Source organism: Streptomyces sp. NPDC057287 (genome assembly GCF_042667905.1).
Classification (GTDB): Bacteria; Actinomycetota; Actinomycetes; order Streptomycetales; family Streptomycetaceae; genus Streptomyces.
In genome coordinates this window covers 1-23,617 of the sequence record NZ_JBHUYV010000022.1, presented here as the reverse complement: position 1 = coordinate 23,617, position 23,617 = coordinate 1, and the positions used below count along the sequence as shown (strand labels likewise).

The window sequence follows — 23,617 nt, the reverse complement described above, 5'->3', positions numbered from 1 at the left end:
AAAAGCCCGCAACGGCCACTCGAACGGTAACCCGACTTCCGCCATTCCTGCCGCCCGGACCACCCGGTCCGCTCCGCGCACCGCTGTCGCCTGCGGGTTTCGGAGGGCGCCCGGGCACCTCGCGGAACGTCCGTCCGGCGGCCCGCCGGCTTCGCCGGGGAAGTGGATCAGATGCGGGTGAAGCACCACACGCCGAGGACGAGGAAGAGTACGCCGAAGAGCGTGGCGAGAGCGGTGGAGGCGACGGGGCTCACACCGTGCGCCACCGGCGCGCGCTGAATGGTGCGCGCCCCTGTCCAGACGAGGAGGGCGGTACCGAACATCGCGAACGCGGCACCGGCGAAGACCGCGGTGACACTCTCCATGTCCGTACCCCTCAGCTCTTCCCTCGGCTGCCGCCGCCGCGCTCGTGCGCCGCTCCTGGCCCCGAGCCCCACGCCCGGCGGGCGGCTCGGCAGAGGGGAGGCTGCCACGCCGGGGCGTCCTCGGCGCGAACCCCGGATGAACACCGCACACCCGCTCGGGAAACGACCGCGAGCGGAATCCGTGGACAGCGCCGAACGAAGACTCAATCAGCTGCGAAGGTGCTGGTCAGGACGGTAACGAGCGCCGGAGGACGTACCCCGGAACACAGGAGCGGAGGACGGTGAACCGAGCGCGGGAACCGTGCACGGGAACCGTGCACGGGAACGGCGCGCGTGAACGGAGCGCGGCCGTGCACCGGGGGGCCGGCCCAGTACAGCGGCGGCCGCGCACCGGAACAGATGCGCGGCCGTGCCCGGGAAGGCCGGCTCCGTGCGGGCGCGGCTCCGTCCCGCCCCGTCAGCGCACCGGGTCCAGGAAGCCTTCCTCCACCAGCAGCCGGATCGCCTGCGGTGTGCGGTCGCGCAGGAGCACCGGGTCCTCGGACATCAGCTGGGCGATGGCGTCCAGGATCCTGCCCGCGGGGAGCGAACCGTCGCACACGCCCGCGAACCCGGCCCCGACCGAATCGACCTTCGTCGCCCGCCGCATCCCACGGTGCTGACGCAGCACCACATGCTCCGGGTCCTCGGCACCCGGCAGCCCGACCTGCTCCTGGACGATCTCCTCGGCCAGGGTGAAGTGAGCGGCGAGCAGCGCCGCGTCGTCGTGCTCCCGCAGATAGTCCTGCCGTGCGAAATGAGCCTCGACGGCGGACCCCAAGGGCTGCTCCACCGAGTGCGGCCACTCCTCGACCACGAGCGAGGGGCTCCCGGCGGCAGCTGCCGCGGACTTGCGGAGAGTGATCCATCCGAAGCCGACGGCCTTGGTGCTCCGGGCCTCGAACTCGTCCAGCCAGGCCTCGTACCGCTCGGTGTACAGGGCGGGATCGGTGCGGTGGTCGCCGCTGTCGCGCAGCCACAGCTCGGCGTACTGGGTGATGTCCTGCACCTCACGCTGCACGATCCAGGCGTCGCAGCCGGCGGGCACCCAGGAGCGCACCCTGTCCTGCCACTCCTCGCCCTCCACGTGCTGCCAGTTGGCGAGGAACTGTGCGTACCCGCCCTCGCCGAGCCGGGCACCGGCCTGCTGCACGAGGGTCCGGCACAGATCGTCACCGCCCATGCCACCGTCGCGGTAGGTCAGCCGGGCACCGGGCGAGATGACGAAGGGCGGGTTGGACACGATCAGGTCGTACGTCTCGCTGCCGACCGGCTCGAAGAGGGACCCCTCCCGCAGATCCGCGGGGGCCGCTCCGGACAGCGCCAGGGTGAGCCGGGTGAACTCCAGAGCACGCGGGTTGACGTCCGTGGCCGTGACCCGGGTGGCGTGCTGCGCGGCGTGCAGGGCCTGGATCCCGGAGCCCGTACCGAGATCGAGCGCGGAGCTGACGGGCCTGCGTACGGTGATCCCCGCGAGCGTGGTCGAGGCCCCGCCGACACCCAGGACGACGCCTTCCTCGTGCGAGCCGATGCCACCGGCCCCGCCGACGGCACACCCCAGGTCGGACACGATGAACCAGTCCTGGCCCTCGGGCCCCCCGTAGGGCCGTACGTCGACGGTCGCTCTGACGAGGTCTCCGTCGAGGACGGCCCAGCCGTCCTCCACGCACTCCTCCAGCGGAAGAGCGGCGGTGGCCGCGGCGACCGGAACGGGGCGCTGCAGAAGGAACAGCCGCACCAGCGTGTCGAGCGGCGAATCCCCCCGGGTGGCCCGGAGCGCCGGCACGGTCTCGCTGCGGGCGAGCGCGGCGTACGCGGGCGCGCCGAGCCGTTCGAGGAGGCCGTCGGCGGTGAATGCCGCGCTGATCAGGGCTTCGCGGAGCCGGGGGGCACGGTCGGATGCGGGGAGACTGGTCGTACTCACCCGACCATTGTGGCCGCTCCCGCCGACAACGGCAGCGGCCCGGCGGTCCCGAGGGACGGCCGGGCCGCTGCGAGCAGGTCTTCTCCGCTACGGCTGAACGCTGTTCAGGGCTTCCGATGGGCGTCGGATTCCCGCCGTGGCGGCCTGCCGCAGCCCGTCACGACTGCTGCCCGCGTGCCCGTCACGGCTTCCCCCGCTGTCCACCGGCCGTGCCGCGCCGTTAGGCCTTCTCGCTCGCCGAGGCCGAGGGCGACGCGGACTTCGACGCGGGAGCGGACGGGGCGGAAGCGGGCGGAGCGGACGCCGTCGGCTTCTGGCACCCCTTCTGCTTCGCCATCGCGGAGCCGACCTCGCCGGACTGCAGCTTCTTCAGCGCCTGGTCGCCGTTGGTGCTGATCTTGTTCAGCTCGTCGGCGATGCCCTTGAGACCGTCGGCGAACTTCGCCTGGTCCTTCGTGTCGAGGTCGTCGACCTTCGTCTTCAGGTTCGCGTAGGCGACCGAGGAGGCGTTGAGCTCCTTCACGGCCTCCTTCTGCGTGGTCTCTCCGCCGTCCACGGGCGGCGCGCCCGCCGACTGCACCGCCGTGCCCAGCGCCTTGTACGCCTGCGAGATCTGCTGGAAGGCGGCCGAGTCGGTCTTCTGGACGTCAGCGGGCTTGCTGTTGTCGGCCGTCTGCTGCTGGATCGCGGCGTTGGCGTTCGCGATCTTCTGCAGCTGCGGCTGAACCTGGTCGCAGACCTTCTTCGCCCAGTCATTCACCTTGTTGTCGCTGTCGTCGCTGCAGCCCGACAGCGTCAGTACGAGTACCGCACCGCCGGACAGTGCGGCTGCAAGCTTCTTGTTCACCGGATTGGGTCCCTTCCAAGGCTCTCGGCCCCGGAACTTACACGCCATGTGGGCGACAATCAGGCGCCCGGCATCCGATATATATTCTTTTGCAGCCATTTGCACCAAGGAAAGCGAGGGAGATACAACTCACCTGCCCACCCGGACACATGTGCGGCCCCACTCCTCGACTGAGACTCTCCGGGGATGGTGACGGCGGACGGCACATCAGAACGCGCCGCCCGCCGCCTCACTGATCAGGCGTCACACCTGCTGCTGCCCCTCCGTCTCACGAAACAGCGGCAGGGTCGGTGGACTTGGCGGGGCCGCCCCCGCCGTCGTCGCCACCACCCCCGCCACCCGGGCCGCCGCTGTCGCCCACGGCGATCCCCCGCCGCTTGGACACGTACACCGCGCCGACGATGACGCCGATCGCGACCACGGCCACCAGCGCCCGCACTCCCGCACTCGCGTCATCCCCGTAGCTGAACTGCACCACCGCGGGTGCGATGAGCAGCGCCACGAGATTCATCACCTTGAGGAGCGGGTTGATGGCCGGGCCCGCCGTGTCCTTGAACGGGTCGCCGACCGTGTCACCGATCACCGTCGCCGCATGGGCCTCACTCCCCTTGCCACCGTGGTGCCCGTCCTCGACGAGCTTCTTGGCGTTGTCCCACGCGCCACCGGAGTTGGCGAGGAAGACGGCCATCAGGGTTCCGGTGGCGATCGCACCCGCCAGATACGAACCGAGGGCCCCGACCCCCAGGGTGAATCCCACCGCGATCGGCGCCAGGACGGCGAGCAGCCCCGGTGTGGCCAGCTCGCGCAACGCGTCCTTGGTGCAGATGTCGACGACGCGTCCGTACTCCGGCTTCTCCGTGCGGTCCATGATCCCGGGGTGCTCCCGGAACTGCCGTCGCACCTCGTGGACCACGGCCCCGGCCGAACGGGAGACCGCGTTGATGGCCAGCCCCGAGAAGAGGAAGACGACCGCGGCTCCGAGGATCAGGCCGACCAGGTTGTTCGGCTGCGAGATGTCCAGGCTCAGCCCGAGCTCCCCGGTCCGGGCCCCCACGTCGTCCACCGCGGTGGCGATGGCGTCCCGGTACGAGCCGAAGAGCGCGGCTGCCGCCAGGACCGCCGTGGCGATAGCGATGCCCTTGGTGATGGCCTTGGTGGTGTTGCCGACGGCGTCCAGGTCCGTGAGCACCTGAGCTCCCGCACCCGTGACGTCCCCGGACATCTCCGCGATGCCCTGGGCGTTGTCCGACACCGGACCGAAGGTGTCCATCGCGACGATGACGCCGACGGTGGTGAGCAGGCCGGTCCCCGCCAGGGCCACCGCGAAGAGTGCCAGCATGATCGACGTACCGCCGAGCAGGAACGCCCCGTACACACCGAGACCGATCAGCAGGGCGGTGTAGACCGCCGACTCCAGGCCGATGGCGATGCCCGCGAGCACGACCGTCGCGGGGCCGGTCAGTGAGGACTTCCCGATGTCCCGGACGGGACGCCGGCCGGTCTCGGTGAAGTAGCCGGTGAGCTGCTGGATCAGGGCGGCGAGCACGATGCCGATGGCCACGGCGACCAGGGCGAAGACGCGCGGGTCGCCACCGTGCGACGTGATGGCCGCGTCGGTGACCCCCTCCAGATCGGCGTAGGAGGACGGCAGGTAGACGAAGACGGCCACCGCCACGAGGACGAGCGAGATCACGGCGGACACGAAGAACCCGCGGGTGATGGCACTCATCCCGCTGCGGTCGGCGCGCCGGGGAGCGACCGCGAAGATGCCGATCATCGCGGTGACCACCCCGATCGCCGGGACGATCAGCGGAAAGGCCAGCCCGGAGTCCCCGAAGGCGGCCTTGCCCAGGATGAGCGCGGCCACCAGCGTCACCGCATACGACTCGAAGAGATCGGCGGCCATGCCCGCACAGTCACCGACGTTGTCGCCCACGTTGTCGGCGATGGTGGCGGCGTTGCGCGGATCGTCCTCGGGGATGCCCTGCTCCACCTTGCCCACCAGGTCGGCACCCACGTCGGCGGCCTTGGTGAAGATGCCTCCCCCGACCCTCATGAACATGGCGATCAGCGCGGCGCCGAGGCCGAATCCCTCCAGCACCTTGGGCGCGTCGGCGGCGTAGACGAGCACCACGCAGGAAGCTCCCAGCAGACCGAGGCCCACCGTGATCATCCCGACCACCCCACCTGTTCGAAAAGCGATCTTCATCGCTTTGTGCGAAACGGTGGTGAGATCCTTTTCCGGCTCCCCCTCGGCAGGAGTCGCCTCACGGGCGGCGGCGGCCACGCGCACATTACTGCGCACGGCGAGCCGCATGCCGATGTATCCGGTGGCTGCCGAGAAAAGCGCACCCACCAGGAAGAACAGCGAGCGCCCTGCACGCTGTGACCAGTTGTCGGCGGGAAGCAGAAGGAGCAGGAAGAACACGACGACGGCGAAGATGCCGACAGTTCGCAGTTGCCGGGCCAGATAGGCGTTCGCGCCTTCCTGGACCGCCGCGGCGATCTCCTTCATGCTTTCGGTGCCTTCACCGGCCGCCAGCACCTGACGTACGAGCAGCTGGGCGACGACCAGCGCGGCAAGGGCGACGACCGCGATGACGACGACGATCAGCCGGTTGCCATCGGTCAGCACTGCGGCTGCGAGAGGGATGGAGCGGCCGTTGGGAACGGAAACGTGCGCCAGTTCTGCCAGTGGGGTGTTGAAGAACTCCGCCATACGTCCTCCTTGACGCTGAGCGCTCAAGACGTGGACGGATTGTAGGGAGCAGAGCGCGATCAAAACAGTGGGTGGTCAATGAAATCGACTTTCGTCCACCCAATGACAAATGATCTCTCCCGCAACGGGACCCGAATGCAGTAATGGGACAGAGGCATGGCGGCGCCGAATTCGCGGAGATCGTTGATCAGGCACAGGAGAGAAAAGAGTCCTGCTCAGCAGACCGTAGAACGTGATCGCAGACCGTAGACCGCAGACCGCAGACCGCGATCGCATTCGCCGCCCGAACACCGCACGAACGGGGAACGGAGCGCGGTGAGGTCACGGAGGGCGGGATGAGGCTGCGCCGTGGGGTGGCGTGAGCAGCGAAAGCTCCCATGCGGTCCCCCAGGGCAGCGGGAGCACGCGATGCCGCGGACACCGGGCGGGGAGAGCACACCTACGGAAGGCTTCGGCCCGAGGCGAACACGCACTGCGGGGCCTTCGCGCGGAGGGAGCACACGCTACGGAAGGCTTCGGGCAAGGCGAGCACACACCGCAAGAGCCTTCGGGCAGAGGAAACACACGCTGCGGGAGGCTTCGGTCGGGGCATGAGCCGACAGTGCGGGAGGCACCGGGCAGGCCACGAGCCAGCACCTCGGGAAGCACGGGAAGAGCAGGCTGCCGGGTAGGACGTACCGCGTCAGGCGGTGCGGGTCAGGGAAGCACCACGGCCGGAGTCGTCGGCCAGGTCATGCGGATCACTCCGCCCTCCACACCGGTGAGGACTTCGACGTCGTCGACCAGGCCGCTGATGACCGCGAGGCCCATCTCGTCCTCGGTGTCGGCCTCGGTCTCCGGGTCGTCCGGGCCGCCTCCACCGGGCACTCCCTGAGGTGAGGTGCCGCTTCCCGGGGCGGCGATCCCGTCGCCGACCTCGATGGAGAACGCCTTCTCGTCCTCGGTCAGAACGACCGTGACAGGGGCGGCGATGTCATGGCTCCGATGCAGGCCGACGGCGCGGCTGCACGCCTCACCGACCGCGAGTCTGACCTCGTCGAGCACCGCCTCGTCGACGCCGGCCCGGCGCGCCACGGCGGCTGCCACGAGGCGGGCCGTCCTGACGTGTTCGGGCTGAGCGCTGAAGCGGAGTTCAACGGTTGGCATGCCATCCCCCTCGAACGTATGGGCGTGCATTTCAGGGGCCCGGGCGTGACGCCCGGTACCCCTGCTCTCATTCTCCTCCGGAAACCGACGAAGCCGGCAGCCGACCACATGGTCGACCGCCTGCCCTTGGCGGCCCGTCTGCTGCCGCCTGCCGGTCTGTCACTGCGTGCCTGTCGGCCTTGGAGCTGCCGACCTGCACCCGACGGTTCAGTCGGTTGCCGCGACAGCCTCGTCGACCGAGGTGTGAATGGGAAACACCTTGGTCAGACCTGTGATCCGGAAAATCTTGAGAATGCGCTCCTGGTTGCACACCAGGCGCAACGAGCCCTCATGGGCCCGGACACGCTTCAAGCCACCCACGAGCACGCCGAGGCCGGTGGAGTCGAGGAAGTCGACGCCTTCCATGTCGACAACCAAGTGGTAGCTGCCGTCATTCACCAACTCGACCAACTGCTCGCGCAGCTTGGGCGCGGTATACACATCAATCTCGCCACCGACCTCGACGACCGTACGGTCGCCACCAGGGCCGGACACATTGCGAGTCGACAGGGACAGGTCCACGGATCCTCCAGCACCTTGCTATCGAGCGGTCGCCCCTCGGTCTCCCCGACGGAGGCCAGGGGACGGATCGCCAGCCGCGATGGCATTCAATCACTTACCAGCAGCCATGCACGACGCCTTGGGACCATTGTCCGTCACGCCAGTGACACACTCGGTGCCGATGGCCAAGAATCACCGCCCCAGTCGACCACCCGAGAACGCGGGCTCGCGCCCCTCTCCCACGGTGGTTCTCGACCGGCTCGCCGCAGCGGCGGGCCGGGCAGCGCGCATCACTCATACGGAGCACTTGCCCCCACGTGCGGGAACCCATGCCATCTGGCCGGATCGCATCCGGCCAGAAGTGATCTCGGCAATCGGCCGGGCCGGAATCGACCATCCGTGGACGCATCAGGCCGCCGCCGCCGAACACGCCCTCGACGGCGAGTCCGTCGTCATCGCCACCGGAACGGCGTCCGGCAAGTCGCTCGCCTACCTCGCTCCGGTACTGAGTACCCTCCTCGACGGCTCGGAAGCCCCGAACGGCCGCGGCACGACCGCCCTCTATCTCGCACCCACCAAGGCCCTGGCCGCCGACCAGCGCCGCGCCGTGAAGGCACTGGCGGCGCCTCTCGGCTCCGCCGTCCGGCCGGCGGTGTACGACGGCGACACGCCGGTCGAAGAACGCGAATGGGTGCGTCAGTACGCCAATTACGTCCTGACGAACCCCGACATGCTTCACCGGGGCATCCTCCCGTCCCACCCCCGCTGGGCCTCCTTCCTCCGCTCCCTTCGCTTCGTCGTCATCGACGAGTGCCACACCTACCGGGGCGTCTTCGGCTCCCACGTCGCCCAGGTGCTGCGCCGTCTTCGCCGTCTCTGCGCGCGCTACGGCTCCGATCCCGTCTTCCTGCTCGCCTCCGCCACCGCGGCGGAGCCCTCGGTCGCCGCCGGCCGCCTGACGGGCCTGCCCGTCAAGGAGGTCTCCGACGACGCCTCACCCCGGGGTGAAATGGTCTTCGCCCTCTGGGAGCCGCCGCTGACCGAACTGCACGGGGAAAAGGGGGCTCCGGTACGCCGTACCGCCACCGCCGAGACCGCCGACCTCCTGACGGACCTGACCCTCCAGGGCGTGCGCTCGGTCGCCTTCGTACGCTCCCGGCGCGGCGCCGAACTCATCTCCGTCATCGCCAAGGAACGGCTGGCCGAGGTGGACCGCTCGCTGCCCGGGCGCGTCGCCGCCTACCGGGGCGGCTACCTGCCCGAGGAGCGCCGGGCCCTGGAAAGGGCCCTGCACTCCGGAGAGCTGCTCGGACTGGCCGCCACGACCGCCCTGGAGCTCGGCATCGACGTCTCGGGGCTCGACGCCGTCGTCATCGCCGGCTATCCGGGCACCCGCGCCTCCCTCTGGCAGCAGGCCGGGCGCGCCGGCCGCTCGGGACAGGGCGCCCTCGCCGTCCTCGTGGCCCGTGACGACCCGCTGGACACCTTCCTCGTCCACCATCCCGAGGCGCTGTTCCAGCAGCCCGTGGAATCGACGGTCCTGGACCCGGACAATCCCTACGTCCTCGCCCCGCACCTGTGCGCCGCAGCCGCGGAGATCCCGCTCACCGAAGCCGACATCGCCCTCTTCGGCCCCGCAGCCCCCGGACTTCTGCCACAGCTGGAAGCCGCGAAGCTGCTGCGCAGGCGGCCAACGGGCTGGCACTGGACGCGTCGCGAACGTGCCGCCGACCTCACCGACATCCGAGGCGGAGGTGGCCGCCCGGTGCAGATCGTCGAGGAAGGGACCGGCCGGCTGCTGGGAACCGTGGACGAAGCAGCCTCACACACGTCCGTGCACGAGGGTGCCGTCCACCTCCACCAGGGCCGGACCTATCTGGTCCGGACGCTGGATCTGGAGGATTCGGTGGCTCTGGTGGAGGAAGCCGTTCCGCCGTATTCGACCAACGCCCGCGACACGACCGCGATCGCCGTGCTGGAGACCGACACCGAGATCCCATGGGGTCACGGGCGGCTCTGCTTCGGCTCCGTCGAGGTCACGAACCAGGTCGTCTCCTACCTTCGCCGCAGACTCATCACCGGCGAGGTACTGGGCGAGACCAAGCTCGACCTGCCACCCCGCACCCTGCGTACCCGTGCCGTGTGGTGGACGGTCACCGAGGACCAGCTCGATGCGGCCCGGATCGGTCCCGAGATCCTCGGAGGCGCCCTGCACGCCGCCGAACACGCCTCCATCGGAATGCTGCCCCTCTTCGCCACCTGCGACCGCTGGGACATCGGCGGCGTCTCCGTTCCGCTGCACCCCGACACGCTCCTCCCCACCGTGTTCGTCTACGACGGCCACCCGGGTGGTGCCGGCTTCGCGGAACGCGCGTTCCACACCGCCCGCACGTGGCTCACGGCGACACGTCAGGCCATCGCCTCCTGCGAGTGCGAGGCGGGCTGTCCCTCCTGCATCCAGTCCCCCAAGTGCGGGAACGGCAATGAGCCCCTGCACAAGCGAGGCGCCGTACGCCTCCTCACCGAGCTGCTCAGGTCAGCTCCACCGGACCCAGGCGAAACGACCAGGCCGGAAACCCTCCCGGAGCCGCGCCCGCAAGGCCCTGAGGATTGAGACCGTCCCAGCGCTCCCGCTCCCCGCTGGAGGCAGGTCCTTCCGGAAGCGGCGTGGGCAGCGGGACCTCCGCAGGTCCCGCCCTCGACCGGACCTCCAGTGCGTACGGGCCGAAGCACACTCGGGCAGTCACGTCCGCGACCTCGCCCCGGACCGCGCAGCGCACGATCTGCGCTCCCTGGGCCCCTGCGACCTCGCTCGCCACCCGGCACGCCGTTTCGGCGCCTCGTAGCGCCTGATCGGCTGCGGCCAGGGCCGCCAGGTCTGCGGCGCCTCCGGCGCTGTGGCGCGCGGCGACGGCCTGTCCGAGAGCAAGCACCACGGCGAACACCGCGCAGAGCGTCGCCGTCGTGACGGCTGCCCAGACCGTCGCCAGCCCCTGGTCACCGGTACCGCCTTTCCACCTCCTCACAGGTCGGCCCCCACTGTGTCCTCGGCCAGGGCGACGGCCTCGGCTCTCAGCGTCAGGGACAACGGCCCGGGCCCCGGCGTCGGTGCCTCCACCCGGACTCTCCACAGCTCCCCGGACCGCTCCACCGCGACCCGTGCCCGGCCGGGCGCCGCCTCCCGCGCCGCGGCCCGCACCGCGTGCTCCGGCTCCGACCTGGCCGCCGCACGCGCTCCCGCCCGTGCGGCGTCCACACAGCGGATCTGGTCCGCGGCTGCCACCAGCGCCCAGGCAAGAGCGAGCACGAACGCCACCAGCACGGGGAGGACCATGGCGGCCTCTGCCGTCACCGCTCCCCCGTCACCGCGCCGGACCCTCCGCCACGCCTCAGAACTTCGCATCAAGGGCTTCCTTGATCAGCGACTGCAGTGCCGACAGCACCGCCCCGCTGGTCACCACCTTGTAGAGCACCGCCGCGAACGCGCAGGCGGCGATGGTCCCCACCGCGTACTCGGAGGTCGTCATCCCCCGGTCGAGGGCTGCGCCACGGGCGCGCCTTCCGAACCTCGCCTCCCAGACCCGGCGCAGCGCCCGCAGCGACTGCCTCACGGTTTTCCCAGCCATTCCATCCCCCATGTCCAGACCTCGCGTCGTCTCGTTCGGAACTTCTGTTCAGCTCATCGGGCAAGCCCGGGACGAGCCCGGGAAGATCTGCCGTCCGTTCAGGTGCGGTGCAACAGCCCGGTCGCCAGCCCGATCACCACCGGTGCAACACCCACCGCCAGAAAGGCGGGCAGAAAGCAGAGCCCCACCGGGGCAGTGATCAGCACAGCCGCCCGCTGGGCACGTGCCACGGCGGCGCTCGCCCGCTCGGCACGCATCTCGTCGGCGATCCTGGATACGGGCTCCGCCGCAGGCGCCCCCGTCGATGCGGCGCGTTCCAGGCAGCGGGCCAAGGGTGCGGCACCCGCTATCTCCCCGAACCGGCCCCACGCTTCGGCTGGTTCACCGCCGAGAAGGATCTCCGCCGCCGTACGGGCCAACCGCTCTCCGACAGGACCGGACATCGATTCCCCGACCGCCTCCGCCGCCTCCCTCGGTCCGGCGCCCGCCGAAATACAGGAAGCCAGCAGATCCGCGGCGAGCGGCAACTGCCCGGCGATCAGAGCGGCCTCGGCCTCCCGGCCGACGGCCCGCCGCCCTCGTCCGGAGCGCTGCCAGCGCCGCAGTCCCCACGCCGCCACGAGACCGACCACGCAGCCGGCCGCACCGCCGACGAGAATCCAACCGGTCGCCCAGGCGGCCAGGAACACCGTCCACCGCCGGGCGCTCCTTCCGCCCGACGCCCGCAGGTCCGGCCATCTCCGCCTTCGCCTGATCGCGCACCTGGTCAGCAGCGCGCCCCGCCGCTGTATCGCCCGCTCCCGCCGCCGGGCGGTGAACAGCAGGATGAGAGACACAGCTGCGCCCATCACGACGTAGGCGGCGCCCAGGCGTTCCCCGACGTCGGGCATCCCGTTCACGCCTCCCCCGCCCGCACGATCCGCGTCGCCCAGAACAGCCCCGCGGCCTCCAGCAGGCCACCCGCCGCCAGACAGACGAGTCCGCCCGGGCTGTGCAGCAGGACGTGCAGCGGGTCCGCCCCGAGCGCCGCTCCCAGTCCCAGACCCACCACCGGCAGCAACGCCAGAACCGCGACCGTCGACCACGCCCCTGCCAGTTGCGCTCGCAGCTCCTCCCGTCGGCGCCTCTCCCCCCGCAAGGCGCTTTCGAGGCGCGCGAGCCCCGCCGCGAGGCCGGCTCCGCCGTCCGCTGCCACCCGCCAGCAGGCCGCCATCCCCGCGAGCCCGCCCAGGCCGGGTCCGGCCGCCGCCTGGCGGAGCGCGCCGGGCACATCGCCGCCGAACCGCGCAGCCGCCAGTACCGCGGGCTCGGCCGCTCCCAGCGCACCGGCGGACCCCGCAGCGGCGAGCAGAGCCTCTCCGGGCTCTCGCCCTGCTCGCAGCTCACCCACCACCGCGCCGCACAGCGTCATCACCGCGTCGGTGGCCCGCTCACGCGCACGCCTCCGCACCCGTCGCCGTAGCCACCGCCTCACGAGGGGGACCGCCACGGCCCCCGCGAGCAGGGGAAGCACCGAGTCGCCCAGCACGGCGAGAAGGGCCGCCACAGGAGCGCACAGCCATTCCCTCCGGCCTTCGAAGAGCGTGCGCAACAGCATCCCCACCGCCGGGCCCCGTCGATCCGCCGGCCCCCGTCGCATGAGAGACCGGGCTCGTCGCGCTCCGGGGTCACGCGCCACGGCCAAGCCGCCCGCCAGACCCGCACAACCCGCCATCACCCATCCCGAAACCTGCGTAAGGCAGCCCGGGCCGACCGCCGTCACGTCTCCGCCCCGATCAGCGCGCCGAGCCGCTCCCAGCCCGGCTCCGGCTCGAACCCGTCTGCGCCCCAGCGCAGCGCGGGCACGGTGACGACCAGGCCTGCGGAATCCCGTTCGAGCACATGCACTTCGGCGAGCCGCCGCTGCCCGCCCCTGTCCCGCACCAGGTGGAGGACCACGGACAACGCCGCTGCCAACTGACTGTGCAGGGCGGCCCGGTCGAGTCCGGCAGCCGTGCCCAGGGCCTCCAGACGCGCGGGAACGTGCTCGGCCGCATTGGCGTGGACCGTTCCGCATCCGCCCTCATGTCCGGTGTTGAGCGCTGCCAGGAGATCTGTCACCTCGGCACCCCGGACCTCTCCCACAACCAGCCGGTCGGGCCGCATACGCAACGCCTGGCGCACGAGATCCCGTAGCGTCACCCGCCCAGCACCTTCCTGATTGGCAGGACGCGACTCCAGGCGAACCACGTGCGGGTGATCGGGACGCAGCTCCGCCGAATCCTCGGCCAGCACGATGCGCTCCCGCTCGCCCACCACCCCCAGCAGACTCGACAGCAGAGTCGTCTTCCCCGCCCCGGTTCCCCCACTGATCAGATACGAGACCCGGGCCTCGACCAGCGCGCCCAGCAGCCTGTCGCCACCCGGCGGGATCGTCCCGGCCGCCACCAGCTCCGCCAGGGTGAAGGCCCTGGGCCGCACCACGCGCAGCGAAAGACACGTCGAACCGACGGACACCGGTGGCAGGACCGCGTGCATGCGTGTCCCGTCCGGCAGACGTGCGTCCACCCACGGCCGGGCGTCGTCCAGTCGGCGGCCCGCCACCGCGGCAAGCCTCTGTGCCAGCCTCCGAACGGCCGCAGCGTCCTGAAAGGTGACTCGGGTCAGCTCGAGTCCGACGCCTCGGTCCACCCACACACGGTCGGGAGCGGACACGAGCACATCGGTCACCGCCGGATCGGCCAGCAGTCGCTCGAGCACTCCTGTGCCGACCAGTTCGCCCCGCAGCTCCTCGGCCGCACCGAGCACTTCCGCGTCACCGAGCAGGCGGCCCTGTGCCCTCAGCGCGGCCGCCACCCCGGCGGGAGTGGGCGCCGCACCGCTGCGTGCCAGTCGTTGGCGCACGGCGTCGAGGAGCGCGTCGGTCATGATGCCCCGCCCCCGGCCGCCCGGACCGGGGCACCGTCGAAGCGGCCGGGTGGGTCCGCCAGATCCCAGAAGGCCGTACAGAAGCGGGCCAGTGCACCACGAGGATTCCCGCCGGGGGGAACGCCACTGTCCTGGGCCGAGGGCAGCCCCGCCTCCAAGGGCAGTTCACCGACGAGAGGTAGTCCCAGCGCCTGCGCCACCCACTGCTCGTCCAGGCCTGCCGTGTAGGGGCCCCGGGCGACGACCCGAAGGTCCTCCAGGAGCATGCCGGCCGCCGAGGCCACCCGTTGCGCCGCCGCGACCGCCCTCAACTCACCGGGCACGACCAGCAGCCCGACGTCCAACTGCGCGAGAGCCTCGGCCACGCCTTCGTCGACCCGTCGCGGCAGGTCCACCACGACGACCCCGCCGAGCCGACGTGCCGCGGCGAGGACCGACCGCATGGCCTGTGGCGGCACGATCACCTCGTCGCCCCGGCCCCAGCTGAGCACCCGCAGCCCGTGCAACGCGGGCAGCGACTCCCGCAGCGCACCTCCACCCACCCTCCCCTTGGAACGGGCGAAATCCGGCCAGCGCAAGCCTTCGGACTCCTCACCGCCGAGCAGCACGTCGATGCCACCGCCCAAGGGATCACCGTCCACCAGCATGGCCCGCCGATCCGATCGCGCCGCCGTCACGGCAAGCGCGCAGGCCAGCGTGGACGCCCCGGCGCCACCACGTCCCCCCATCACTCCAACCGTGAGCGCCGACCGACCCACGCCCTCCACCGCATTGGCGATCTGGTCGACGAGCCAGCCCTCGGAATCGGGCAGCCTCAGCACGTATTCGGCGCCGATCTCGACCGCACGGCGCCATACATCAGGGTCGTCCTGGTCACGTCCGACGAGCATCACGCCAGGCCGACGGGCCACTCCACGGCACCGCGGCACCGCGTCGTCGCCCACCAGAACCATCGGAGCCCGCTCCCAGCCGCCCCTCTCTCCGGGAGGCCCGTGACGCACCTCGGGCACCGCCCCGGCCGCAGCACACAGCCTGAGCAGGTCGTCGAGCAAATCCGCGTCCTCGGTCACGATCATCGGCCCGCCCCGCCGCCCTTCGACGCCCGGTGGGCCTTCCCCCGCCATAGATCCAGCCACGATCTCCGCCCCCTTCTCGCTGTCCCTTCAGTGCGGTTTCGCGGGGATCTCGAACGCTTCCGAGATGCGCGATTCCGGAACCCGCGGACTTCGCGGGTGGAATCAACATGCAGCCCCTCGGAAAAACATGGGGATCTTGCTCAAAAACTGTGGACAACTACAGCGTTGTGAATAACTCCGTAGCTCGTACGGGGGGCATTCGGAGCGCACCCCTTCCACTACGCACAGTGACGATGCACGATCGGGCAGAGCCCAGGCGAGAACGGGCCACCGAGGGCGCCAGAAAAGAGAGAGTCCCGGCCCCCTGCCGAAAAACGCATCCGGACATGCGACGACCCCCGCCGGGGGGGAGAGCGGGGGTCGTCCCCACGGCCGACTCGGGGGGGGGAGGAGTCGGACCGGGTTAGCACGGTCGCGAACGATCCGTGACTTCCATGGTGTACCCGAGCACCTTCTCAGGCAAACCCACCCGCCGGACTTTACGCCGAATGGCGGGCCCCTATGCTCACCTTTGTGGAAAACTGCTTCTCGCCGCGCACAGCAGCCTTCTTTGACCTGGACAAGACGGTCATTGCGAAGTCATCGACACTGACCTTCAGCAAGTCCTTCTACCAAGGCGGGCTGATCAACCGCCGTGCCGTACTGCGCACCGCGTACACACAGTTCGTCTTCCTCGCCGGAGGCGCCGATCATGACCAGATGGAGAGGATGCGCGACTACCTCTCCGCACTCTGCAAGGGATGGAACGTCCAGCAGGTGAAGGACCTCGTCGCCGAGACCCTGCACGAGCTGATCGACCCGATCATCTACGACGAGGCGGCGACCCTCATCGAAGAGCATCACACCGCCGGGCGCGACGTTGTCATCGTTTCGACCTCCGGCGCCGAAGTCGTCGAACCCATCGGGGAACTGCTCGGAGCCGACCGGGTCGTGGCGACCCGGATGGTCGTGGGAGACGACGGCTGCTTCACCGGCGAGATCGAGTACTACGCCTATGGGCCCACCAAGGCCGAGGCGGTCAAAGCGCTCGCCGAGTCGGAGGGCTACGACCTCTCACGCAGCTACGCCTACAGCGACTCCGCCACCGACGTACCCATGCTGGAGTCGGTGGGCTATCCGCACGCCGTCAATCCTGACCGGGCACTGCGACGCGAGGCCGCTATGCGGGAATGGCCGATTCTCGTCTTCGACCGACCGGTGCGACTCAAACAGCGCCTGCCCGCTTTCTCGATGCCACCTCGGCCGGCCCTCGTGGCCGCCGCCGCTCTGGGCGCAGCCGCCATGACAGCCGGGCTGGTCTGGTACGCCAACCGCCGCCGGGCCGCTGCGCTCACCACCTGACCCGCCGGCCATGACCGGCGGGTCGCACTCACTGCGCCCGGCCGCCGCAGCACGCAGCACCGCGTTCGGAAATTCCCGACTCGTTCGCATTTGAACATAAAAGTAAAGAAATGCGGTCAGGGCTTTCGCTCCCCCTGGTCCAGGAGTACAAAGGATTCAACGGCCCGCGAGACCAGGGACATCCGAGAGGATCACCTTTCACGCACAAACGGCCCCACGGACCGAGTACGGAAGCTGAGTACCCACGCGACGTCGACCCGTCGATTACGGGCCAGCCGCACCAGGTAAGGGCAGAGAACCCGACCTGATGGGCATACATCGAGGACGCCTGGTAACTGGGCGGACGTGCCAGCGGCGGTACCGGAAACGGTACCGCCGCATCTCTTTCGGGTACACGCCGTCAAGCGCGGGGGCCGACCACTCGATCGGTTCTCGATCCGACGCTCGCGGCGATCGGTTCTCGATCCTGCGCTCGCGTTCTGTACATCCGCGCGTCGCACACGATCAGGCCGCGCCTCGCTGCAGCGCCTCGCACACCGCCGTGGATTCCCTGACACCGAGACCCACCGAGCGACCGCAGTGTGCGATCCAGGCGCCCATACCCTCGGGCCTGCCCGAGAGATACCCCTCGAACGCGGCCACGTAGGCCGCACGGCCCTGCTCCGCGTGCCCGACTTCGGCAGGACAGATCGACTTCGGGTCGAGCCCGCTGCCGATCAACACGATCCGCTCGGCGGTCCGGGCGACCAAGCCGTTGTGCGAACCGAAGGGACGCAGCGCGAGCAGCTCGCCGTGCACCACGGAGGACATCACCAGAGCCGGCGCCGAGCTGCCCGCGATGATCAGCCCGGACAACCCCTCAAGCCGTCCGGACACCTCGCCCGCGTCCGGGACAGGCGCCTCGATCAGCGGCTCGTCGACCGGCTCACCCGCCAGGCGGGGCCTGCCGACCGCATCGTCGGGAGCCGCGCCACCTGCCGCCACCAGATGCAGCCTGGCCAGAACGCGAAGTGGTGACTGCCTCCAGATGGAGAGCAGCTGCCCGGCCTCAGCCGTGAGCCTGAGAGCCGCACCGACGACGCGGGCCTCGTCCTCACCGCTGAAGTCCGTGCGTCGGCGCACCTCCTCGAGATTCCAGTCGGCGCCCGAGAGCGCCGCTGAACCACGAGCCCCTCGCAGGGCCGCCTCCGCGGTGACCTCGTTGCTCCGGCGTCGCATGACCCGGTGCCCGTAGACCCTGTCCACAGCCTTGCGCACGGAGTCCACCGCGTCGGTCACGCCCGGCAGGTCACCCAGGGCGGCAAGCGGGTCCGAGGAAGTCGTACTCATAAGTAGGGAGGCTACGCGCCCCGCGTCCGGAAGCCGCCCAGGAGTGGCCTTCTTCACGAAGGATGACAGCAGTGAGCGATGACACCGCTACCCTAGGTGAACATGAAGATCGCTTTCGTAGGGAAGGGCGGCAGCGGCAAGACCACGCTGTCCTCGCTCTTCATCCGCCACCTCGCTGCCAATGAAGCCCATGTCGTCGCGGTGGACGCCGACATCAACCAGCACCTCGGGGCCGCCCTCGGCCTGGACGAGGACGAGGCCGCCGCTCTGCCCGCCATGGGCGCACAGCTGCCCCTCATCAAGGACTACCTCCGCGGAAGCAACCCCCGCATCGCCTCCGCAGCAACGATGATCAAGACGACGCCTCCCGGGGAAGGGTCCCGGCTCCTGCGCGTCCTCGAGGACAACCCGGTATACGACGCCTGCGCCCGCACGGTCCGCCTCGACGACGGGGACATCCGGCTCATGGCCACGGGCCCGTTCACCGAGTCCGACCTGGGTGTCGCCTGCTACCACTCCAAGGTCGGGGCGGTGGAGCTCTGCCTCAACCACCTGGTCGACGGCCCGGACGAGTACGTGGTGGTCGACATGACCGCGGGGTCCGATTCCTTCGCCTCCGGAATGTTCACCCGCTTCGACATGACCTTCCTCGTCGCCGAACCGACTCGGAAGGGCGTATCCGTCTACCGCCAGTACAAGGAGTACGCACGGGACTTCGGCATCGCGCTGAAGGTGGTGGGCAACAAGGTGCAGGGCGCGGACGACCTGGACTTCCTCCGTGACGAGGTCGGCGACGACCTGCTGGTCGGCGTCGGCCAGTCGGACTGGGTCCGGACGATGGAAAAGGGCCGCCCCGCGCCGTTCGACCTCCTGGAGGCGGACAACCGGATGGCACTCCAGGCCCTGCAGGACGCCGCGGAGGACTCGTACCAACTGCGCGACTGGGAGCGCTACACGCGGCAGATGGTGCACTTCCACCTGAAGAACGCCGAGAGCTGGGGCAACGAGAAGACGGGCGCCGACCTGGCTGCCCAGGTCGACCCCGCCTTCGTCCTGCACGAATACTGCCCGGAAGCGGGCGCCGCCCAGCCGGCCTGACCGGAGGGACCGGACGGACCGGACGGACCGGCGCCGGGCGTGACTCCTACGAGAGGCCCTGGTCCGCGCTTCCGTCAGCCTCCGTGCCTGCCGGCTGATCCGCCGGCCTGGCAGGCACGGGGCTGCCTGCGGGCTTCCCCGGAGCAGTTCCCGCGAGGAAGGCCGTCCAGCCGGGTGCCGGCTCCTGCCCCACATTCAGCGTCGCCAGCTTGGCGAGTGTCGCGGGATCCTGCGCGTCCAGCCAGTCGGCCAGCTGCCGGAAGGACACACACTGCACATCCTGCTGGGTGCACACCGTCTTGATCGTCTCCTCGACCGCGCGCATGTAGCTGCCGCCGTTCCAGGATTCGAAGTGGTTACCGATGATCATTGGAGCACGGTTGCCGTTGTAAGCCCGGTCGAACGCCTGGAGCAGACCGTCCCGCATCTGGTTACCCCAGTACTCGTGCTTGTCCGGATCACCCTGCGTCGTCGTACCGGACTGGTTGAACATGAAGTTGTAGTCCATCGAGAGTGTCTCGAACGCCCGGCCCGGTACGGGCACCAACTGCAGCGGGAGGTCCCAGAGCCCGTCCTTCTTCGACGGCCAGACCTGGTTGCCGACACCGCTGGAGTCGTAGCGGAAACCCATGGTCCGCGCGGCCGCGACCATGTTCTTCTGGCCCTCGAGGCACGGGGTGCGGGCGCCGATGAGCTCCTTGTCGTAGTCGAAGGGCAACGGCGCCTCACCCTTGAGGGCGGGGGTATTGGTCTTCCAGCCCTTGACGAACGACTTCGCCTGGCTGATCTCGCTCCTCCACTCCTCGACCGACCAGGTGCCCACACCCCCGTCCGGCCCGCAGAAATGCCCGTTGAAGTGGGTGCCGATCTCGTTGCCGTCCAGCCACGCGGCGCGCAGCTCCGTGAGCGTATGGCGGATTCCCTCGGTGTCGTTGAACCCGATGTCGGAGCGCCCCGCCGAGTGCTGGGGCGGGTCGTACAGCGCCTTCTTCTCTTCCGGCAGGAGGTACACGCCACTAAGGAAGTACGTCATCCTGGCGTCGTACTTCTTCGCGACCTCGCGGAAATGCGAGAACAGTTTCTGGCTGTCCTCACCCGCGCCGTCCCAGGAGAACACCACGAATTGCGGAGGCTTCTGACCAGGCTTGAGACGCTTGACCGCGGGGAGTTTCGGCTGGGCCCCCGTGAAGGCCGTGGATCCGTCACCGATGAGGTCGACCGCTCCTTTCGGCGCCGCCGCCGGAGAGTTCCCCGGGGCCGACTCCTTCCCGGACCCGGGGCCGGCGGCCCCCGTACCGGCACCCGAACAGCCGGCGAGGCCGGCGACAAGGGCCGTGACCACGGCACCCAGAGCGATCCGCTTCGTGGCGGGCTTCATCCGTCCACCCTCTTCCTTGCAGGATTCGTGCGGTCAAGTGCCGACACGGCGCGGCCAACCTCACACGCACCCCTGCTGGAATCAGTACGACAAGCCGAATGAAAAGCTGCTTATTCACTTGAACGAGTGAGCCACTGGGCTATTTGCTCGAAAACATGGACACTCTTCTTTACTCTCCATTACTATTCATTTACGGAGAGTTGAGAAATCCCGCCGCTGTACCCCACCGCTGCACGCCGTGACCCACGGCCGCCGTCACTCAAATACCGCGACCGCGCTGCCCCGGAGGAGACGGGAACATGTCTGCCTGCGTCCCTACCCGCAACGACCACTCATCCCGCAATTCGCGCCCTTCTCACGCCTCGGGACTCAAGCGTCCGCACGGTCCCCCGCCGCCGCCCCGTCGTGGACGCTTCCGCGTCTCGGGCGCCGATCTGTCCGCATCGATCACCGTCTTCCTGATCGCCGTTCCCATGTCGCTCGGACTCGCCGTCGCCATGGACGCCCCCCTCGCCGCCGGCCTGGTCTCGGCCGCCATCGGCGGCATCGTCGCCGGATTGCTGGGTGGAACCCCCCTCCAAGTCAGTGGGCCATCCGCCGGACTGACCGTGGTCACAGCCGAGTTGATCCAGATCTACGGCTGGCGCACCACATGCGCGATCACCATCGGGGCGGGGCTCCTGCAGATCCTGCTGGGCTCGCTGAGAGCGGCTCGCAGCGCCCTGGCCGTCAGCCCGGCCATCGTGCACGGAACCCTCGCGGGTATCGGCGTGGCCATCGCCCTCGCCCAGCTGCACATCGTGCTCGGTGGGGCACCGCAGAGCTCTGCCCTCGACAACGCGCTCTCGCTGCCCACCCACTTGGCACAGTTCGAGCTGTCAGCCCCACTCATCGGAGCGCTGACCATCGTCCTTCTCGTCGTCTGGCCACGCCTGCCCGGCCGCGTCGGAGCCTCGCTGAGCAGAATTCCTGCCGCACTCGCCGCTGTGGGTGTCGCGACCGCGGTGGCCGCCGTGGCAACCCCCGGGATCGCCCGGGTGGACCTGCCGTCATGGCGCTCACACGCGCTGCCGGAGCTGCCACAGGGACCGGTCGCCGCGCTGGCGACCGCGGTGTTCACGGTCATGCTCGTGGCCAGTCTCGAATCCCTGCTCGCCGCGGTCTCCGTGGACAAGCTGGCCGCGGACCGGTCGACAGCCTCACCGAAGGACGGGTCCACACCGCCGGCGCCGGTCAAGCGATCCGATCTCGACCGGGAGCTGCGCGCCCAGGGCATCGCCAACGCGCTCTCAGGACTGGCCGGCGGGCTTGCCGTGTCCGGGGGCGCCGTACGCAGTTCCGCGAATGTTCGGGCGGGCGCGGAGAGCCGCGCCTCCACCGTGCTTCACGGTGTCTGGGTGCTCCTGGCGGCCGTGCTCCTCGTCACCGCCCTCGAGTGGATCCCCCTGGCGGCGCTCGCCGCCCTCGTGATGGTCGTCGGCATCCAGATGGTCAGCTTCGCCCACATCCGCAAGGTCCACAGACACCGGGAGTTCCTGGTCTACGGCGCGACGATCAGCGGCGTGCTCCTCGCCGGGGTCCTCGAAGGTGTGGCGATCGGCATCGTCGTGGCAGTGGCTGTCGCCCTGCACAGGCTGGCCCGGACGAGGATCACCGTGACGGAGCAGGACGGGCGCTACCTCGTGGCCGCCCGCGGTCAGCTGACCTTCCTGGCCGTCCCCCGCCTCAGCCGTCTGCTCGGACGACTCCCGCACGGGGTCGACGCCGTGGTCGAGCTGGACGGATTCTTCATGGACCACGCCGCGTACGAGACGATCCAGGACTGGTACGCGGCGCAGACCGCGATGGGTGGCCGGATCGAGTTCACCGGACGCTCCGGCGGCCGCATCGCCGAGCCCGCATCCGCGGCCCACTCCTGCTGCCGCCCATGGACGCCGTGGCGCAACCATCACTGCCACGACCGCGTGCATGACGCCGCACCGACCACCTCTCTGGCACCCACCGAGGCCGCCCCGGAGGCCGCTCCCACGGATGGGACGGGCTCCGCCCGGCCCCGGCACGGCGGCCATCGCCTCCTCAGCGGCCTCAGTTCGTTTCAGCGCACCACTGCTCCGCTCGTCCGCGAGGAGCTGGCCCGGCTGGCCGCCGAAGGACAGCGGCCCTCACAGCTGTTCCTCACCTGCGCCGACTCCCGCCTGGTCACCAGCATGATCACGGCAAGCGGCCCGGGCGACCTCTTCACCGTGCGGAACGTCGGCAATCTGGTGCCACCGCCGGACACCGGCAACGAGACGAGCAACGACGATTCCGTGGCCGCCGCCATCGAGTACGCGGTGGACGTGCTGGAGGTCGAGTCCATCACCATCTGCGGCCACTCCGGGTGCGGAGCGATGCAGGCGTTGCTGGGGGCCGAGCCGGAGACTCCCCGGACATCCCTGTGGCGCTGGTTGCGACACGGCCTGCCGAGCTTGGAGCGCATGCGCTCCCGCCACCACTCCTGGGCGCGCATCGCCGGGCGGCTGCCCACCGACGCGGTGGAGCAACTCTGTCTGACCAACGTGGTCCAACAGCTGGAACACCTGCGAGCGCACGAGTCGGTGGCTCGCAGGCTCGCGGAAGGCACCTTGCAACTGCACGGCATGTACTTCCATGTCGGTGAGGCTCAGGCCTATCTGCTGACCGAGGGCGCCAGCTCCGGGACCGGGCCCGACGAGGTCTTCGCGCGGGTCGCCCCGGGCGCGGAATGGGGTGCGGAGCCCGGAGACGAAGCACTGCACGCCGCCCCGGGTACGACCGTCGTCGCCTGAACCTCTCCCACACCCGGTCCGTGAGACCTTGTGGTCCCGCTTTCGCGACGCACATCGCTGCTTGCGGAAGCGGGACATGTGGCTCCTTACACGAGACACAGGTCTAAACCAATTCCCGGCAGGCACTTGTCACCTGGCCCGCAGCCTGATGAGCTGTCCCCCGGGACACAACGGACACCCTGGGAATGGGAGATGTCGTGAGCGACGCAAGCCTGGCCAATCCGCTCGAGGAGGAGACCGCAGCATGAGCGAGCCTTCCTCTCTCTCCAATCTGCTCAAGGAGGAGCGGCGGTTCGCGCCGCCTGCCGATCTGGCCGCGAACGCCAATGTGACGGCGGAGGCCTACGAGCAGGCCGAGGCGGACCGGCTGGGCTTCTGGGCCGAGCAGGCCCGTCGCCTGACCTGGGCCACGGAA

The 23,617-nt window shown here is 69.9% G+C and carries 19 protein-coding genes and 1 pseudogene; 5 read left to right on the top strand and 15 right to left on the bottom strand.

Annotated elements, in window-relative coordinates:
* Positions 1-167: 167 nt before the first annotated feature.
* The 6 genes from ACFUNE_RS32115 to bldG form a co-directional block, all read right to left on the bottom strand.
* Positions 168-365: a hypothetical protein gene (locus ACFUNE_RS32115; protein WP_383575292.1), complete on the bottom strand. Its 198-nt coding sequence runs from the start codon at positions 363-365 to the stop codon at positions 168-170.
* 457 nt (positions 366-822) lie between these two features.
* Positions 823-2,328, bottom strand: a complete 1,506-nt coding sequence (locus ACFUNE_RS32110; RefSeq protein ID WP_383575290.1) for a methyltransferase — start codon at positions 2,326-2,328, stop codon at positions 823-825.
* A 220-nt stretch (positions 2,329-2,548) separates the two neighbouring features.
* Positions 2,549-3,175: a small secreted protein gene (locus tag ACFUNE_RS32105; protein ID WP_383575288.1), complete on the bottom strand. Its 627-nt coding sequence runs from the start codon at positions 3,173-3,175 to the stop codon at positions 2,549-2,551.
* A 268-nt stretch (positions 3,176-3,443) separates the two neighbouring features.
* Positions 3,444-5,894: a sodium-translocating pyrophosphatase gene (locus ACFUNE_RS32100; RefSeq protein WP_383575286.1), complete on the bottom strand. Its 2,451-nt coding sequence runs from the start codon at positions 5,892-5,894 to the stop codon at positions 3,444-3,446.
* Positions 5,895-6,590: 696 nt separating this feature from the next.
* Complete coding sequence (locus tag ACFUNE_RS32095) at positions 6,591-7,040, bottom strand: ATP-binding protein (RefSeq protein ID WP_383575285.1); 450 nt, start codon at positions 7,038-7,040, stop codon at positions 6,591-6,593.
* Positions 7,041-7,247: 207 nt separating this feature from the next.
* The gene (gene bldG / locus ACFUNE_RS32090; protein ID WP_093799810.1) at positions 7,248-7,601 is read right to left on the bottom strand and encodes an anti-sigma factor antagonist BldG; all 354 of its coding nucleotides are present in this window, start codon (positions 7,599-7,601) and stop codon (positions 7,248-7,250) included.
* A 79-nt stretch (positions 7,602-7,680) separates the two neighbouring features.
* On the opposite strand from bldG, the gene ACFUNE_RS32085 reads away from it, so the two are divergent.
* Positions 7,681-10,194, top strand: a complete 2,514-nt coding sequence (locus ACFUNE_RS32085) for a DEAD/DEAH box helicase (protein WP_383575282.1) — start codon at positions 7,681-7,683, stop codon at positions 10,192-10,194.
* Here ACFUNE_RS32085 and ACFUNE_RS32080 read toward each other — a convergent pair.
* The 7 genes from ACFUNE_RS32080 to ssd form a co-directional block, all read right to left on the bottom strand.
* Positions 10,112-10,606 carry an Rv3654c family TadE-like protein gene (locus ACFUNE_RS32080; protein ID WP_383575280.1) on the bottom strand — a complete coding sequence of 165 codons (495 nt, stop codon included), beginning with the start codon at positions 10,604-10,606 and terminating at the stop codon, positions 10,112-10,114. The two genes, ACFUNE_RS32085 and ACFUNE_RS32080, sit on opposite strands and share 83 nt — an antisense overlap.
* A complete protein-coding gene (locus tag ACFUNE_RS32075) occupies positions 10,603-10,983 on the bottom strand; it encodes a TadE family type IV pilus minor pilin (protein WP_383575278.1) in 381 nt (126 codons plus the stop codon). Before ACFUNE_RS32075 ends, ACFUNE_RS32080 begins: the two co-directional genes overlap by 4 nt.
* Positions 10,970-11,206 (bottom strand): DUF4244 domain-containing protein, encoded by a 237-nt coding sequence (locus tag ACFUNE_RS32070; protein WP_383575276.1) that lies wholly within the window; start codon positions 11,204-11,206, stop codon positions 10,970-10,972. The genes ACFUNE_RS32075 and ACFUNE_RS32070 overlap by 14 nt, the downstream gene beginning before the upstream one ends.
* 98 nt (positions 11,207-11,304) lie before the next feature.
* Positions 11,305-12,096 (bottom strand): type II secretion system F family protein, encoded by a 792-nt coding sequence (locus ACFUNE_RS32065; protein ID WP_383575274.1) that lies wholly within the window; start codon positions 12,094-12,096, stop codon positions 11,305-11,307.
* Positions 12,097-12,101: 5 nt separating this feature from the next.
* Positions 12,102-12,920 carry a type II secretion system F family protein gene (locus ACFUNE_RS32060; RefSeq protein ID WP_383575273.1) on the bottom strand — a complete coding sequence of 273 codons (819 nt, stop codon included), beginning with the start codon at positions 12,918-12,920 and terminating at the stop codon, positions 12,102-12,104.
* Between the two features lie 44 nt (positions 12,921-12,964).
* A complete protein-coding gene (locus ACFUNE_RS32055; protein WP_383575271.1) occupies positions 12,965-14,113 on the bottom strand; it encodes a TadA family conjugal transfer-associated ATPase in 1,149 nt (382 codons plus the stop codon).
* On the bottom strand, positions 14,110-15,237 hold the full coding sequence (gene ssd / locus ACFUNE_RS32050) for a septum site-determining protein Ssd (protein ID WP_383575481.1): 1,128 nt from the start codon (positions 15,235-15,237) through the stop codon (positions 14,110-14,112). Before ssd ends, ACFUNE_RS32055 begins: the two co-directional genes overlap by 4 nt.
* 513 nt (positions 15,238-15,750) lie before the next feature.
* Here ssd and ACFUNE_RS32045 point away from each other — a divergent pair.
* Positions 15,751-16,590: an HAD family hydrolase gene (locus ACFUNE_RS32045; protein ID WP_383575269.1), complete on the top strand. Its 840-nt coding sequence runs from the start codon at positions 15,751-15,753 to the stop codon at positions 16,588-16,590.
* A 504-nt stretch (positions 16,591-17,094) separates the two neighbouring features.
* Here the strand turns inward: ACFUNE_RS32045 and ACFUNE_RS32040 are convergent.
* Positions 17,095-17,919 (bottom strand): oxidoreductase, encoded by an 825-nt coding sequence (locus tag ACFUNE_RS32040; protein WP_383575267.1) that lies wholly within the window; start codon positions 17,917-17,919, stop codon positions 17,095-17,097.
* A gap of 102 nt (positions 17,920-18,021) precedes the next feature.
* On the opposite strand from ACFUNE_RS32040, the gene ACFUNE_RS32035 reads away from it, so the two are divergent.
* Positions 18,022-19,017, top strand: a complete 996-nt coding sequence (locus ACFUNE_RS32035) for an ATP-binding protein (protein ID WP_383575265.1) — start codon at positions 18,022-18,024, stop codon at positions 19,015-19,017.
* A gap of 46 nt (positions 19,018-19,063) precedes the next feature.
* On the opposite strand, the gene ACFUNE_RS32030 is transcribed toward ACFUNE_RS32035, so the two are convergent.
* Positions 19,064-20,395: a hypothetical protein gene (locus tag ACFUNE_RS32030; RefSeq protein ID WP_383575263.1), complete on the bottom strand. Its 1,332-nt coding sequence runs from the start codon at positions 20,393-20,395 to the stop codon at positions 19,064-19,066.
* Positions 20,396-20,694: 299 nt separating this feature from the next.
* Here ACFUNE_RS32030 and ACFUNE_RS32025 point away from each other — a divergent pair, with 299 nt between their 5' ends.
* Together ACFUNE_RS32025 and ACFUNE_RS32020 are read left to right on the top strand one after the other, a co-directional pair.
* Positions 20,695-23,202 (top strand): SulP family inorganic anion transporter, encoded by a 2,508-nt coding sequence (locus tag ACFUNE_RS32025; protein ID WP_383575261.1) that lies wholly within the window; start codon positions 20,695-20,697, stop codon positions 23,200-23,202.
* 76 nt (positions 23,203-23,278) lie between these two features.
* Positions 23,279-23,617, top strand: a pseudogene (locus ACFUNE_RS32020) (hypothetical protein); the annotation flags it as partial.